Genomic DNA, 14,205 nt, shown 5'->3' with positions numbered 1-14,205 from the left:
GGAAAGATTTATGGTATAATATACCTAAATTGATTAGATGAGGGTGCATATGAGCAAATCAGTTATTTCACGTATGCTGGGTGATGATTATCAAGCTTTGTATTTTTGGAGTAAGGCTTGTAATATATTTCATGCCCACTCTAAAATAAAAAGTGTTTCTTATGAATATGATGCCTCAAAATCATTTGACGATGTTGTAGTAGAATACCAAACTCCCATACCGGATGAAAGAGGAAAACTAATTCATGCTGATTATTACCAAATTAAATTTCACGTAACGCAAAATGGTGCAATCGAGAGTTCCAGCCTCATTGACCCAGCTTTTATTAACGCTGAGTCGGTTTCTTTTTTACAGCGATTAAAATCCGCAGTGCAAATAGAGAAAGCGAAAGGAAAAGAATGCCGCTGTTTCTTAGTAACACCATGGGGTATCGCGGCGCAAGATCCATTAGCTGAACTGGTAAGCAATATTGGTGGTGAATTACGTCTAGACAAATTAATGGTCGGAAAAACGGACGGAAGTCGAATGGGTAAGATTAGAAGAATCTGGCGGGAACACTTGCAATTAGATAGTGACAATGAATTGTTTAATGTTCTGGAGTCACTAAGGATTTACCCCAATTCAGGTAATATTAATATGTTAGGCGACCAACTCAATATACAGCTGATTTCAGCTGGTTTGATGCCAATTGACGCAGATTCAACAACTCACAAATATGTCGATTTAGTACAAGGATTGTTAAAAAAAGGGAGATTAACATTCACACGTGATGAATTGCTTGAATGGTGCCGTTCTGAAGGACTATATACGGAAAAAAATCAAGTTGAGAGTGCTCTATTCACCAAGCTAGGTATTCGAAGTTTTCCTCGTTGGGCTGAGAATATGGAAAATGAAACGGATGCTATGGTTTGTTTTACAAAGTACTTTGATGGCAGATACTTAAAAGATAATTTCAGATGGCAAAGCGATGTAGTTTCAACTTTAACTGATTTTGTTAGGGCTAATATCTCAACCGGACGAGCTTACGACTTAGATCTCGATACTCATGCTACAATTGCATTCGCCGCCGGTCATGAATTAGATGTGAAATGTGGAATAGATATAGCTCCAATCCAAAAAAGTTTTACTATGGGAAAACGAGTTTGGCGACCTACTGATAAAACCCTTGTCAGAGATTACAATGATTGGACTTATGTAGAACAGTTAATCGATAAAGGATCTGACGTGGCAATTGCAATATCCGCAACTCACGATGTTTCAGATGATGTAGCCTATTACATTGAACAAGCTTGTCTCCCTATAGGACGGATGATCACATGTTATATAAATGGACGAGGTCCAGGTGCAACTTCGATAGTGGATGCAAATCATGCGTTCTTTCTTGCTAATCGAATTAGCACAAAGCTTAGAAGTCGTCTGATTAAAGAACGGCTGGCTCATCTCCATATTTTTTATTCCGGTCCTAATGGATTAATTTTTTTCATTGGTCAATTGTCCAAATCATTTGGAGCCTGCACTATGTATGAATATGATTTTACCAAACAAACACCAGGTGGATATCAACCGACCATAACGTTTCCCTATTAAGGAGTGTGTTTGAGATGAAGTTGCCAACCTATTTTAATGACTTCCTAACTGATATCCGTTTAACAAAGAATCAAGTAGAGGAGCTTATCAAAGGCCATAAAACTTTACGTGAACGTTTAGAGGCTGATGATGTTCTTTCAACAATTATTGTAAGTACTTTTCTTCAAGGAAGTTATAGAAGATCGACAGCTGTTAGACCCAAGAGTGACCAACGTTCCGATGTGGATGTCATTGTAGTTACGAAATTAGATAAAGATGAGTATTCACCTGAAGAGGCGATGAAAGTCTTCGAGCCATTCATGGAAAAACACTATAAAGGCAAATATCGTTTCCAAGGAAGATCAATTGGAATTGAGCTTAGCTATGTAGATTTAGATGTGGTGATTACTTCTGCTCCTTCAGAAGCAGAGAGTGGAATTTTAGAAAATGAAAGTGTGGAAGCTGATTCTACCATTGAAGAATTAGAATCAATTGTAAAGTCCTTACCAGCTCATCAATATAACAGTGAAGTACGGGGATTTTTAGAATTTGCAAATAATGAAGCCGAGTGGAAAACTTGCCCTTTACACATACCGGATCGAAATGTTCAGGAATGGAAGGAAACCCATCCGCTAGAACAAATACGCTGGACGTGGAACAAAAATGATTCTTGTAATGGGCATTTTATAAATGTGGTCAAAGCATTGAAATGGTGGAAACGTGTAAATGATCCAGATAATCATCCTAAAAGCTACCCTCTTGAACATCTAATAGGTCAAACTTGCCCTGACGGGATATCTTCCATAGCAGAAGGTGTTACACTTTCGTTGGAAGCTATTGTGTCTAATTATCCTGACAAACCCTTCTTATCTGATCATGGTGTGCCAAATCATGATGTTTTCGCAAGAATCACAGATGAAGAATATGAAGCATTTTATAAGAATGTGCAAACAGCTGCTATTATAGCGCGGGAAGCTTTAGATGCTACGACTGTCAAGGAAAGTGCGAACAAATGGAGAGAACTATTTGGCAGTAAGTTTCCCCCTCCCCCTGCAGAGACCAATACCACAAACAGTAGTTCTATAGGTGGGTTTTCATCCAGAACTGAAAAGTCTACCCCTGGTGGTGGAAGGTTTGCTTAATCTAAAAACAGAAGCCCCGAATGAATTGTTGTTAATTGGTAGAAGGGCAATTGAAAGTTTTAAGGAAGTTGAATTACTTGAAGATCTACGTTGGGACCCAGTGCTTCAAAAATGGGTCCTTTTTTGCTCAATTAATCTAGATATTTTTACCACCGAATATGTAGGCAAGCTGAACTTTTGGTATGTTTTAATTGACCCAGAGTATCCACGGGGGGAGATTGGTTTTTATCCTGCAACTCAAGGGGGGATTCAGGTCACGTTTCCCCATCAAAACTATAATGCAACATATAGTGATGATAGACCATGGAGAAAAGGTAAGTTATGTCTTGATACGTCTGTTAAAGTTCTTGGAAGATATGGAAATGACATTGAACCTCAGGACGCTTCAAATAGGTTGTCTTGGCATTTCAGTCGAGCGATACACTGGATTGAACTGGCTTCAAAAAACGAGTTATCATGCCCAGGATACCCGTATGAACTACCCGCTTTTCCGAGTGAGTCGATTGAAAAAATTGCTTTTTCAGAAAGTCCTATTTCCCTTCAAAAATGGTTAGATTTAAAACAGATACACGGTAAAGTAGAATTTTCCAAATTGAAAAGTGACCCAGAAGTATGGGTTGCCAGAAAATATTTAATGAAAAATAATGATTATTATCAACCTAACTGGGGAACTACAATTTCTAACTTGGAGGAACACACCAGAAAAGGTATCTGGATAAAGTTGTCTGAAGTACCTATTAGAGAACCATGGCATGTACCACTTACATGGGGAGAACTTCAAAGAATATTATTGATTCAGAGCATAAATTTGATGGACATTATAAAGGACAATGCACCTTTATTTCGTGATGGAAATCATCACTTTATTTTACTTGGTTTTCCCATTCCTGAAGTCATTGGCGAAGGTGCTATGGTAATAAACTGGCAGGCAATTAAGTTGCCGATATTATCATATGGTAATTTATATGCTAATGGGTTTCGTAAAGGTGAAATGGGTTACTGGCATAGGGATAAAACGCAGATATTGCATAAGAATGACAAGATTAACTGGATCAATACCGAAAATTGGAATAGGAACGAAATATTAACTAGAGGAAGATTCGACTCGAGAATTTCACAAAGCTCTATTTTTCAAATTGGGGCAGGTTCTCTAGGTTCCATGGTCGCCGAACAATTAGTACGAGCAGACTTGCAGAAACTACAAATTGTTGATATTGATTTTCTGCAGGTGGGAAATTTAATGAGACATACCCTAGATATGCGGTTTCTTGGGAAAAATAAAGCGTGGGCGTTATCAAAAAAACTAAATGATTGTGTACCGCATAGCAAGGTAGAGGGAATCATGGCGCGTTTTCCTTCCGATGAGTTGGACGTTACTAATTTTCGGGTGATTTTAGACTGTACTGGAGAAGATGATGTCATATATAAGTTACAGACTCTCTCTCTCAGTAGTCCCAAAATATTCATTTCTGCATCATTGGGTTATGCAGCAAAACGTTTATTTTTTTATACCCATAGGACAATAAATTTTTCTGCGGATACTTTTTTTAGTATGCTTAATCCCTGGATTGAGAAGGAAAAGAATAGTTATACGGAAAATGAACTTCCTAGAGACGGTATTGGGTGTTGGCACCCCGTTTTTCCTGCGAGAACTGATGACGTATGGTTGATGTCTGCAATTGTAGTAAAAGGGATTGAAAATTATATTCTTAATCCAGCAAGTAGACCCACTTTACTTATTTATGAGCAGAAATCAGATGACGGCATGTTTAGCGGTGTAGAACTGGTCCATAAGGAGCAGTGGGATGAATAAAAAAATTTATCATCATGATATCTTTAGATACACAGTTGTGTTTAGCAGTGAAATCATCGAACAAATGTTAGGATTTTGTCGAGATAAAATGCCATTCGAAACTGGTGGAATATTAATTGGCAAGTATTCAGAGGATGGTTGCTCTGCTTTGATAACTCATATTACGGGTCCACCAGAAGATTCCCAACATCAGACACACGAATTTTTCAGGGGGACTCATAAATTAAAAGCTTTACTTTCAGATTTATGGGAAGATGGTCAGTATTATTTGGGTGAGTGGCATTTTCACCCAAATTCTCTTCCTACACCTAGTTTTATTGACCGTAAACAAATAAGAGAAATATCAGGCGATCCTAAGTATAACTGTCCAGAGCCTATTTTGTTTATCTTAGGGGGCGACCCCGATGCAGGTTGGATGACATCTTGTTCAATATTTCCAAACAAAAAATTTTGGATAATGTTAAAAGAAGATGGATAGACAACGTAATTACTTGCTCAAAGGAATTTTTGGTTTGATGATAACGATAGCTACAGAATAAACCTCTAGCGGTCGCCGGCGGCAGATTGTAGGATAGAATGAAGGGTAGCATTTTATAACTTATGATGCTAACATAAATAAGGAAACATTGACGCATATATTAATCAAATAATTACTGGTGAGTACAGAAAATGGAGCTGGGAAGGCTTGATCTTACAATAAAATCATCAAAATTATACTACCGAAAAATTGATTGGCCTGCCGTTTAATTTGGCATCCTACGCCTTGTTGACCCATATGGTGGCTGAGCAGTGTGATCTGGAGGTCGGGGACTTAATTTGGACCGGCGGCGACGTTCACATCTACTCGAATCATATTGAACAGGCCAAGCTGCAGCTCACCCGAGAGCCTTACCCTCTGCCGAAGCTGATCATTAAACGGAAGCCCGAATCCATCTTCGACTATCAATATGTAGATTTCGAAATCGTGGGATATCAGTCTCATCCCGGCATCAAGGCGCCGATCGCTATTTAACCGGAAACGGAATAACCAAGATATCGGTATAACCCTCATTCCCGGCGTTAAAACGCCAACAGCGATCTGATCGTGTGAGCAGCTTCCGATACGTTGGAGCTTGCGGTGTGTGATATATGGAGGAGGTTTCGCGTGACGATAACGTTAATTTTGGCCATGGATGAAGCCCGTGGAATCGGCATAGACAATAAGCTGCCATGGCGATTGCCGGCAGACCTGGCTTTTTTTAAGAAAACGACCTTGGGCCACACGATTTTGATGGGCCGCAAAACGTATGATTCGATCGGCAAGCCTTTGCCGGGGCGCCGCAATGTGATTTTGACGCGGGATCGCGCATTTAAGGCTGAGGGCTGTGAAGTCGTGCATTCGGTGGAGGAAGCCGTGAAGGCCTATAGCCGCGGAGGGGACAAGGAGACCGAAGAGTTTTTTGTGATCGGAGGCGCGGAGCTGTTCAGCCTGCTGCTGCCGCATGCGGACCGGATGTATATTACCGAAATTGCTCATCGCTTTGAAGCGGACACGTTTTTCCCTGAGGTTGACCGCAGGCAATGGCGGGTCGTGTCGCGGGAGAAGGGCGTACGGGATGAAAAAAACCCGTACGATTATGAGTTCGTGCTCTACGAACGGGCAAGCGATGAAACAGAGCGGGACTCCGGCCCAGCGGAATGAAGCGGGGCGTTTATGCGCATCTTAAAGGGTGAATCGTATGCACAGCCAGTTTACCCGAGAGGAAGATGCCGAATATGACTCAGGTCAACCAACATCAAATGCCGATCCGCCACGTGATCGACAATGCGGAGAAAGCCATGCAGAATGCTAAAGACGCAGAGATGGCGGTGCGCCACGCCCAGCTTCAATCCGACCCGCATAAGCTGTCAGCCGCCATTGGCGAGATGAAAGCGGCCCAGCGGCTTTTGGAGAATGCGCAGGCCCAGATGGAAGCGCAGGATCATGAGCACCATCATCAGGAGCTTGCCCAGGTGCAGCAGCAATTGGAGCAGGCACTGCAAAGCCTGGATGTGGTCGCTTCGAATACGGAGCAGCCTAGGCAGGTGCGCTGAAGCGGCGGAGGAATAAAAAGCACGTGCTGTCCCTTGACGATGTATGTCCGGGGGACTGTTTTTCCCATGTCCGGAGTGCAGGAAGCCTGGAAGGAAAGATTGAAATGAGCGTTTCATTCATCCCATCGCGTTGTCTATCCCGTTCCGCATTCCGGAACGGGATGTTTCGTGTGTTTATCGGCGGCAGGAGGATCGGGAACTATTCTCGGACGGAATCACATTACATGGTGCCGCGAGCTTTGGCGGATATAGCGGCCGATAAACAAAAAGACGGACACACCGCCGCGTCCGCCAATTCAATGTAAGGTATATAGGTTATTATAGTTTGTTGCTCATACCTGCTGCACATGCCGGTAAATCACAATCAGAGCGAACGTGAGCAGCAAGCTGACCAGAGCATACTTCCATTGCTTCGACGAGCTGTGCATGACAGTTTTCTCTTTTTCCTGTACGGATCTGATTTTATTGAAATCCATAATGATCCCCTTTAGATATGTTTATTATGAATTAGGATCCTTCATCCGGCGGAGTTCCTTTAGCGAATAGAAGGTGCCCCTCCAATAAATGCCGCCTTGTCGTATCGTCAGCCATACCGAACGGGTCACGATATAGCAAAGCAGCACGACGGTAGCGGGAAGCGCCAAGACCTCAACCCCGCCTTCGCCTGCGATCGAACGGATCAGCAGAAAGTACACGGAGAGCATCAGAAAGACGGATAAAGCGAAAACGGCGGCCGCCCAGCCGGGTGCCAATACCATCCCTGCAAACGGGAATAAAAACAGCGCCAGCTGTCCGATGACTCCAAGAACAGCCACACTGATCCGATAGCCGAAGCCGGAAAATATATTTTTCTCAAGCCCCCGCACGGCATCCTTCAAGCCGGGATACCACTCCACCGAGATATGACGAGCGCCGGAGGCAAGTCTTTGGCGCAGTCGGGCCCGCTTCACCTGCCGCCCGAGCTGAAGGTCATCGTCCGGTCGCATCGCGATTGCCTCATGCGTACCGATTCTTTCGTATGCCCTTCTGGTAATGAGGTTGAAGGCACCGACACCCATGCCGTGTCTGTGCTGTAAATCATCGTTTACCCGCCAGGGACGAATGAATAGGGATAAGGCAAAAAAGAAATAGTTCACGAAGGCCTTAAGCCAGAACCCTCGTGCGATCATCCGCGGGGCAAGCGTTAAGTGATCGGCCTGCTGCTCCTGCATATATCGCACCGCATCTGCGACGGTATGGGGCTCGAACTGCACATCCGCATCGGTAAACAGCAGGTACTTGCCCCTAGCCTGCAGGTAACCCTGATATAAAGCGTGATTCTTGCCCAGCCATCCGGACGGCAGCGAGGTGATATGGATAACCCGCAGCGGGACGGTGATGCCCTCCCGGCTTTCGGACCAGCGGCGAAGCTCGTCCAAACGTCGGCCGGTTGCATCCTTGGAACGATCGTTTACGGCGATGATTTCAAGCTTCGGATAGGATTGGCCGAGAAGATGCTTGACCGTATCCGCGATGGAGGCTTCCTCTTCTTTGGCTGCGATAATGACGGAAACCAGCGGTGTATCCGCTAAAGCGGGCCCAAAGCCCGTGAACGCGGAGGCCGCAGGAGAGACCGGGCTTCCTCTGCTTCCACGGCCGTGAGCTCCTTCTATGTAAATCCCGGTATTCTTCGAGGAACGGGGAAGGCTGACCATCCATTTTCTGGAACGAACGGTATCCCACAGCATGAACACCCAGTAACCCAGCGCAACAAGCGCCCAGACCTCTATGATCCGCATCGATCAACACCTGCGCTTTCTGTTGAACCTGGATGAAATGAATGACGGTTTATTTCAAATTATATCACGCGCTTAAAGCGGACAACAAATCTTGAAACAAACAACAGCCATGCGGTATGCTACAAGTGTATATCATGTCAGCTTGGCACTTTTATCAACCATTATGCTGCAAACGGAAGGGGAAAAGCGATGACGAACGAGCAGGCCGAGCCGATCTACCGCAAGAAACTGAAAGCGGACGAGCTTCCCGATTTTTTGGAAAGGCTCCGCAATCAGGGAATGGGGCCGCATAATCTCTTGTTTTTGTGTATCGGCACGGATCGCTCTACCGGCGATGCCCTTGGTCCGCTTGTCGGCACCATGCTGCAGGAAGCGGGTTATCCGTATGTGGTCGGAACGCTGATGTTTCCGTTTGATGCGAGCAATATGCGGGAGCGGATGTTAGAGATCCCTCTGGGCCTCAAAATCATAGCCATCGATGCCTGTCTGGGTCAGCCGGCCTCGTTAGGGTGGTATCAAGTATCCAATCGCCCGATCGAGCCGGGCAAATCGGTGGGCAAGCAGCTTCCCCATGTCGGCAATTACTCCATTGCGGCGATCGTCAATGTGGATCAGGGGCAAAAATATGCCATATTACAAAGTACTTCATTATATAGGGTTATGACGATGGCCCGGGAAATTGTGACGGCCATTGGCAGCGTGTTTCCGCTAAAGCCCGAAACCGAGGTAAAGAAGGAAGGCAGCGAATGAGGAATGGCGGTATGCGTTTTGGTGAAGGCGGAGGACATCCGTATGCGCAGAACAGGGAAAAAGCCAGTCTTAAGGATGTATCGATAGCGCGGATTTACCGGCTGTTCAAAAGATATCGCCTGCAGCTTTCAGCCATTCTTGCTTTGGCTCTTGCAGGAAGTGTACTCGGACTTGTCCCCCCTCTTATCATGCGCGAAATCATTGATACGGCACTGCCGGAGAGAAACCTGCGGCAGCTGCTTTTATTGGCTGCTCTGATGGTGCTGCTTCCGCTTCTAAGCGGTCTGCTTGGGGTGTGGCAAAATCACGAAAATACGAAGGTTGGACAAGGCGTTATGCGCGACCTGAGGCAGTCGCTGTTTGCCAATCTGCAGCGGCAGTCCATGAGCTTTTTTACGGATGCCAAATCCGGAGAAATCATCCAGCGGGTGACCGGGGACGTCCAGGCGGTTCAGAATGTGGTGACGACGTTGATCGTTTCGGCTGTCACACAGTCTGTCATTGTAGTCACGACGATCATCATCCTGTTCGTGCTGGACTGGCGTTTGGCCATTCTGGCCACGATCATTCTTCCTTTGTTCATCCTGCCTGTACGCAAGGTGTCGGAGGTGCGCAAGCGGCTTCGCGGAGAAACCCAAAAGGTTCGCGGGGACATGTCGGCCCGGCTCGGTGAAATTTTTGGCGTGTCCGGAGCGCTGTTGACCCGCATTTTCCAGCAGGAGCCAAATCAGCAGAAGCAGTTCACACATCTCAATGAGAAGGTGATGGGCCTGGAGCTGAGGCTTAATCTCGTCGGTCGCTGGTACGGAATGGTCATCGGAGTGTTGGGACCCGTCGGTACAGCTCTCATTTATTTGTATGGGGGCTGGAAGGTGATTGAAGGCACCATGACGGTCGGCAGTATTATTGCTTTTGCCGCTTATCTTGGGCGCTTATACGGTCCGGTGGGCACGCTGCTCAATCTGCGTGTCGAGGTAGGAACAGCGCTTGGGGTGTTTCAAAGGCTGTTTGAATATGAGGATTTGGAGCCCGAGGTTCGGGATGCCGAGCATGCGCGCGAGCTGCCTGAAGTCCGTGGGCATATCGAATTCCGCAGCGTATCGTACGCTTATCAGCCGGGGTTGTATGCTTTGCAGGACGTTTCCTTCACTGCGCGTCCCGGAGAAGTGATTGCCATCGTGGGACCAAGCGGGGCGGGCAAGTCGACATTGATCGGCATGCTGGCGCGCTTATATGATCCGACTGCCGGGACTGTTATCGTAGACGGCCAAGATATCCGGGAGGTGACCTTGGCCAGCCTGCGTCGGCAGGTGGCGTTCGTTACGCAGGAGTCGTTCATGTTCCACGCAACGGTGCGGGAAAATCTGCTCTTTGCCCGTCAGGAGGCATCTCCGGAAGAGATAGAGGAGGCTTGCCGTCAGGCTTACATTCATGAGGTGATCACGGCCCTGCCTCAAGGTTATGATACGACGGTCGGCGAGCGGGGTCACCGCTTATCCGGCGGGGAACGGCAGCGTTTGGCGATGGCGAGAGCGATCCTGAAAAATCCCCGCATCCTGATTCTCGACGAAGCGACGTCCCATCTCGATTCTGCATCGGAGGCTTACGTTCAGGCGGCATTGGATGAGCTGATGCGGGGCCGCACCACGCTGGTCATCGCCCATCGGCTGTCAACGATTTTGTCGGCGGATCGTATCGTTGTGCTCGAGGGAGGCCGAGTCGTAGAGACCGGACGCCATAGCGACCTGCTCCAAAAGGAAGGTCTGTATGCGCGGCTGTACCGTACCCAATTTGAGAAAGCCTCTTATGCAGCAGGCGAAGTTTGAAGGTGCAATGTTGGCTTAATGCGGGTTGACGCCGGTGTTAGGCCGTTACCTTCAAGCCGACGATGCCGACGACGATCGCAAGCACGAAGCCAAGCCGAAGCAAATCGCGGGGTTCTCCGAAAAACAGCATGCCGACGACAACGGTGCCGACTGCGCCGATGCCGGTCCATATCGCGTAAGCCGTGCCGATCGGCAGGCTTTTGAGCGCCATGGACAAGAAGTAAAAGCTCACCGCCATGGCGGCGATGGTCAGTACGCTGGGCCCAAGTCTTGACCACCCGTTTGTATATTTCAGTCCCATGGCCCATACAATCTCCATTAGTCCTGCGATAACCAAATAAATCCATGCCATAATATCTCTTATCCTTTCTTTGTGTGTATAAGCTACGTTGCCGCGATGCCCTTCCAATAGATTTTCCAAACGGTTTCAAGCCGATGCTCCCAGTCTTCGCGTTTATAATAAAACTGTTGAATAAACGAACCGTCAAGCAGACAGTAAAAGGAAGCGATTAAATCTTCCGGGCGTTCACGCCGCAGCAGACCGGATTTCATGCCTTCAGTGAAAAGAGCCGTCAATAGTCCGTTAAGCTGGTCTTCCGAGGCGGAGAACCTCTCGCGCAGCGTTTCCTGGAGAGGGGCCGGCGGGAACAGCATCACTCTCTTGAGGAAGGTCATATGCTCCTCGCTGAGCAAGTAAGACCGGCAAGCGTCATGAATGACCGTATACAGCTGCTCTTCTATGCTTCTTCCCTGCAGGCGTTTCATCAATGCCGCCATGCGGGTGGTATGCTCAGTCAGACAGTCCTCGAACACGGCAAAAAATAAGTCGTCTTTGCTTCGAAAATGAGCATAGAGCGACGGCGTTTTGATCCCTACTTCCTTGGCGATTTCCGACAAGGGAACGGCATCGTACCCGTTTTGGGCAAAAAGACGAAGGGCGGCGGATTTGATTTTTTGTACCGTCATCAAGTGTTCACTCCTTAACCTAACTAACGATAATTAGGTAAGGTTGATTATAGAGTCTTTGGTATAAAAAAGCAAGCTGCAGCTTTCAAAAAATGAACATAAACGGGTTCGTCCGCATATATAATGGGTATTACTCTTTTATAACTTATGAGGTGAAATCGTCAGTATATTTGGAAAGGAGCACATGCTTATGCGTCAAATCAGACATATCAATCTGGCCGATGAGAACAGCAATGTCTATTGCTGCCTGCGAAATAAAGTGGTAAAGCTCAATGAGGAGCAAAAACAAGGGTTCTGCGGAAGCTGCCGAATGTATGCGGGGGATGCGGGCGGGCATGGGGTTGAGTGCGACTGGGAGGACATGCGGCCCGTGAGCAATCCCCATGTGGTGAGAAATCCGGGAGCGGAGCTGCTCAGCAATCAAATGAAGCAAATAGGAAATACCGATTACCTGGCTACATTTGTCGTTTTTGCCGGTTAAAAAAAGAGGTCCGAAGACCTCTTGGCTATGATGACAGCAAATCCCACAACTGCTTTCCGATCAGAAGTGTGGTAACGACAATAAATAAAGGCTTAACATATTGGGAGCCCTTTCGGATCGCGAACTGCGTACCGACAAGCGCTCCTGCGACCATGGCCAGACCCATCGGAATGCCGTAACCCAGGTGTACCGATCCAAAGACAAAAAACGAGGCCAAGCTGGCGATATTGCTTGCAAAATTAAGCACTCTTGCGTTCGCGGATGCGCCTATAAAGTCATAACCCATCAGCAGAAACATAAACAGCAGGAACGATCCGGTACCGGGACCGAAAAAGCCGTCGTAAAAACCGATAACCAATGCACAGACGCCTGCCGCCAGCTGGTGGAGAAGCGTGAGCTGTACGGGCTTTCCCGTACCGTTCCAGTTCTTTTTAAGCAGAGTGTAAATCAAGACTACAATGAGCAGTACGACAACCAGCGGCCGCATGAAGGTTGAGGGGAGCAAATGGACGGTATACGTTCCTAATGCCGATCCTATAAAGGATAGCGGAAACAGCGCGAGAACCATTCGGATGCTGATTTTGCCTGAAAATAAAAAAGAAGCCGTGCTGGTCAAGGACGACAGTGTTCCTCCTAATTTATTTGTGCCGAGCACCATGCTGGGAGGAAGTCCGGTCATCAGCAGAGCGGGAACCGAAATCAGACCGCCCCCGCCTACGACGGAGTCGATGAAAGCGGCGATAAAGCCGGCGGCGACAAGGAAAACGAGCATTTCTAAAGTTGGCCATTCCACGAGACTCATTCTCCTTCAATTCAATAACGTTGGAATCGTAACTTCCGGATAACAGATAGAGTATAGCTGAAATCGATAGTTTCGACAACAGCTATTCTTTTTATTTTCCACATGGGAAATAGGACATTTTGCTCGAACCCTGGGTTCAAAGAATATAACATTATCAGGAAATGCATGGGAGCAGGGCCAGGCTTTTTGTTCCGTTTTTTTCACACCGCCGGGTATTTGCCGCATATACTGGGACATCAACCTATGAATATACCGGGGGTGTGACGATGGAACAGGCAGAAATGGAGAAGGATAAAGAAATGGTGAGGATTACTACCCACAGGCTGGTGAAACCGCGGCTGGACCTGAAGTATCCGCAGGTGGTGGAATTGAAGAACGGGCTGGTACGCCGAATGATCAACAACTCCATTTTGGATGCGGTATACGATTTAATCCGGCTGCAGGGTTATGTGAAGGATCCGACCAAGGCCTTAACGGGCGGATATCAAGTCAAGCTTAACCGGAGCGGACTGCTTAGTCTGCTGTACGACAACTTCGGCTATGCACAGGGAGCAGCTCACGGAATAACGTACCAAGGCTCGCAGACCTTTAATTTGGAGGACGGGAATGAATACAGGCTGAAAGATTTATTTAAGCCGGGGAGCGATTACATCGCCCGCCTGTCCGATATCATCAGACGTGAGTTCAAAGAGCGGGATATCCCGATGATTGCGGAGTTTCGGGCTATCGATGAGAATCAGTCTTTTTATTTGACCGAACAAGCGGTTGCGATCTACTTTCAGCTGTACGAATATACCCCTTATGTCTACGGGTTTCCTACGTTCGAAATTCCTTTTCGCAGCATTATGGATATCGTGGATACGAACGGACCGATCGGCAGATTGTTATAGAACTGTCCTGTTTAAACCGGCATCCGCATCCCAACGGGATAGCCGGTTATTTGCCGTTTTAGGGCCATCCTCAGTCAGAAAACAAGGTCATTTGAATAGATATTTACTGCTTGTGGA

General features: G+C 46.9%; 15 protein-coding genes and 1 pseudogene. 11 read left to right on the top strand and 5 right to left on the bottom strand.

The genetic code is table 11. The features are described from left to right. Nucleotides 1-49: 49 nt before the first annotated feature. The 7 genes and pseudogenes from ACZYR9_RS06500 to ACZYR9_RS06470 all read left to right on the top strand — a co-directional run bounded on the left by ACZYR9_RS06500 (nt 50) and on the right by ACZYR9_RS06470 (nt 6,595). Nucleotides 50-1,588: an SAVED domain-containing protein gene (locus ACZYR9_RS06500; RefSeq protein WP_488977655.1), complete on the top strand. Its 1,539-nt coding sequence runs from the start codon at nt 50-52 to the stop codon at nt 1,586-1,588. Nucleotides 1,589-1,602: 14 nt separating this feature from the next. Beyond that, nucleotides 1,603-2,709 carry an SMODS domain-containing nucleotidyltransferase gene (locus tag ACZYR9_RS06495; protein ID WP_488977654.1) on the top strand — a complete coding sequence of 369 codons (1,107 nt, stop codon included), beginning with the start codon at nt 1,603-1,605 and terminating at the stop codon, nt 2,707-2,709. Continuing rightward, nucleotides 2,702-4,522: a ThiF family adenylyltransferase gene (locus tag ACZYR9_RS06490; protein WP_488977653.1), complete on the top strand. Its 1,821-nt coding sequence runs from the start codon at nt 2,702-2,704 to the stop codon at nt 4,520-4,522. The genes ACZYR9_RS06495 and ACZYR9_RS06490 overlap by 8 nt, the downstream gene beginning before the upstream one ends. Beyond that, entirely contained in the window at nt 4,515-5,000 is a 486-nt protein-coding gene (locus tag ACZYR9_RS06485) for a Mov34/MPN/PAD-1 family protein (RefSeq protein ID WP_488977652.1), read from the top strand. The genes ACZYR9_RS06490 and ACZYR9_RS06485 overlap by 8 nt, the downstream gene beginning before the upstream one ends. Nucleotides 5,001-5,252: 252 nt before the next feature. Then, nucleotides 5,253-5,534: pseudogene (thyA, locus tag ACZYR9_RS06480) on the top strand (thymidylate synthase); the annotation flags it as partial. Nucleotides 5,535-5,666: 132 nt separating this feature from the next. Then, nucleotides 5,667-6,203, top strand: a complete 537-nt coding sequence (locus ACZYR9_RS06475; RefSeq protein ID WP_488977651.1) for a dihydrofolate reductase — start codon at nt 5,667-5,669, stop codon at nt 6,201-6,203. 74 nt (nt 6,204-6,277) lie between these two features. After that, a complete protein-coding gene (locus tag ACZYR9_RS06470; protein WP_488977650.1) occupies nt 6,278-6,595 on the top strand; it encodes a hypothetical protein in 318 nt (105 codons plus the stop codon). Between the two features lie 332 nt (nt 6,596-6,927). On the opposite strand, the gene ACZYR9_RS06465 is transcribed toward ACZYR9_RS06470, so the two are convergent. Further along, nucleotides 6,928-7,071, bottom strand: coding sequence for a hypothetical protein (locus tag ACZYR9_RS06465; protein WP_488977649.1), 144 nt, complete (start codon nt 7,069-7,071; stop codon nt 6,928-6,930). Between the two features lie 24 nt (nt 7,072-7,095). Next, nucleotides 7,096-8,373, bottom strand: coding sequence for a glycosyltransferase family 2 protein (locus ACZYR9_RS06460; RefSeq protein ID WP_488977648.1), 1,278 nt, complete (start codon nt 8,371-8,373; stop codon nt 7,096-7,098). Between the two features lie 189 nt (nt 8,374-8,562). On the opposite strand from ACZYR9_RS06460, the gene yyaC reads away from it, so the two are divergent. Both yyaC and ACZYR9_RS06450 read left to right on the top strand, forming a co-directional pair. Beyond that, complete coding sequence (gene yyaC, locus ACZYR9_RS06455; protein WP_488977647.1) at nt 8,563-9,123, top strand: spore protease YyaC; 561 nt, start codon at nt 8,563-8,565, stop codon at nt 9,121-9,123. Further along, nucleotides 9,120-10,949, top strand: coding sequence for an ABC transporter ATP-binding protein (locus ACZYR9_RS06450; protein WP_488977646.1), 1,830 nt, complete (start codon nt 9,120-9,122; stop codon nt 10,947-10,949). The genes yyaC and ACZYR9_RS06450 overlap by 4 nt, the downstream gene beginning before the upstream one ends. A 37-nt stretch (nt 10,950-10,986) precedes the next feature. Here ACZYR9_RS06450 and sugE read toward each other — a convergent pair whose 3' ends face one another. Beyond that, nucleotides 10,987-11,301: a quaternary ammonium compound efflux SMR transporter SugE gene (sugE, locus tag ACZYR9_RS06445; RefSeq protein ID WP_488977645.1), complete on the bottom strand. Its 315-nt coding sequence runs from the start codon at nt 11,299-11,301 to the stop codon at nt 10,987-10,989. Nucleotides 11,302-11,333: 32 nt separating this feature from the next. After that, nucleotides 11,334-11,915, bottom strand: coding sequence for a TetR/AcrR family transcriptional regulator (locus ACZYR9_RS06440; RefSeq protein WP_488977644.1), 582 nt, complete (start codon nt 11,913-11,915; stop codon nt 11,334-11,336). Nucleotides 11,916-12,105: 190 nt separating this feature from the next. Between ACZYR9_RS06440 and ACZYR9_RS06435 the strand changes: the two genes are divergently transcribed. Then, nucleotides 12,106-12,396: a hypothetical protein gene (locus tag ACZYR9_RS06435; RefSeq protein ID WP_488977643.1), complete on the top strand. Its 291-nt coding sequence runs from the start codon at nt 12,106-12,108 to the stop codon at nt 12,394-12,396. Nucleotides 12,397-12,421: 25 nt separating this feature from the next. On the opposite strand, the gene ACZYR9_RS06430 is transcribed toward ACZYR9_RS06435, so the two are convergent. Then, nucleotides 12,422-13,189, bottom strand: coding sequence for a sulfite exporter TauE/SafE family protein (locus tag ACZYR9_RS06430; protein ID WP_488977642.1), 768 nt, complete (start codon nt 13,187-13,189; stop codon nt 12,422-12,424). Between the two features lie 275 nt (nt 13,190-13,464). Between ACZYR9_RS06430 and ACZYR9_RS06425 the strand changes: the two genes are divergently transcribed. After that, nucleotides 13,465-14,088, top strand: coding sequence for a DUF3298 and DUF4163 domain-containing protein (locus tag ACZYR9_RS06425; RefSeq protein WP_488977641.1), 624 nt, complete (start codon nt 13,465-13,467; stop codon nt 14,086-14,088). Nucleotides 14,089-14,205 lie beyond the last annotated feature (117 nt).

This window comes from Paenibacillus sp. F024 (assembly GCF_057814255.1).
The sequence above is the reverse complement of the archived record's forward strand: the minus strand, read 5'-3'. Positions and strand labels throughout refer to the sequence as shown.

Bases quoted from the DNA above. Each gene is read 5' to 3' on its own strand.
- ACZYR9_RS06500 (WP_488977655.1), top strand. From the start codon at position 50: ATGAGCAAATCAGTTATTTCACGTATGCTGGGTGATGATTATCAAGCT.
- ACZYR9_RS06495 (WP_488977654.1), top strand. From the start codon at position 1,603: ATGAAGTTGCCAACCTATTTTAATGACTTCCTAACTGATATCCGTTTA.
- ACZYR9_RS06485 (WP_488977652.1), top strand. From the start codon at position 4,515: ATGAATAAAAAAATTTATCATCATGATATCTTTAGATACACAGTTGTG.
- ACZYR9_RS06470 (WP_488977650.1), top strand. From the start codon at position 6,278: ATGACTCAGGTCAACCAACATCAAATGCCGATCCGCCACGTGATCGAC.
- ACZYR9_RS06465 (WP_488977649.1), bottom strand. From the start codon at position 7,071: ATGGATTTCAATAAAATCAGATCCGTACAGGAAAAAGAGAAAACTGTC.
- ACZYR9_RS06460 (WP_488977648.1), bottom strand. From the start codon at position 8,373: ATGCGGATCATAGAGGTCTGGGCGCTTGTTGCGCTGGGTTACTGGGTG.
- yyaC (WP_488977647.1), top strand. From the start codon at position 8,563: ATGACGAACGAGCAGGCCGAGCCGATCTACCGCAAGAAACTGAAAGCG.
- ACZYR9_RS06450 (WP_488977646.1), top strand. From the start codon at position 9,120: ATGAGGAATGGCGGTATGCGTTTTGGTGAAGGCGGAGGACATCCGTAT.
- sugE (WP_488977645.1), bottom strand. From the start codon at position 11,301: ATGGCATGGATTTATTTGGTTATCGCAGGACTAATGGAGATTGTATGG.
- ACZYR9_RS06440 (WP_488977644.1), bottom strand. From the start codon at position 11,915: ATGACGGTACAAAAAATCAAATCCGCCGCCCTTCGTCTTTTTGCCCAA.
- ACZYR9_RS06435 (WP_488977643.1), top strand. From the start codon at position 12,106: ATGCGTCAAATCAGACATATCAATCTGGCCGATGAGAACAGCAATGTC.
- ACZYR9_RS06425 (WP_488977641.1), top strand. From the start codon at position 13,465: ATGGAACAGGCAGAAATGGAGAAGGATAAAGAAATGGTGAGGATTACT.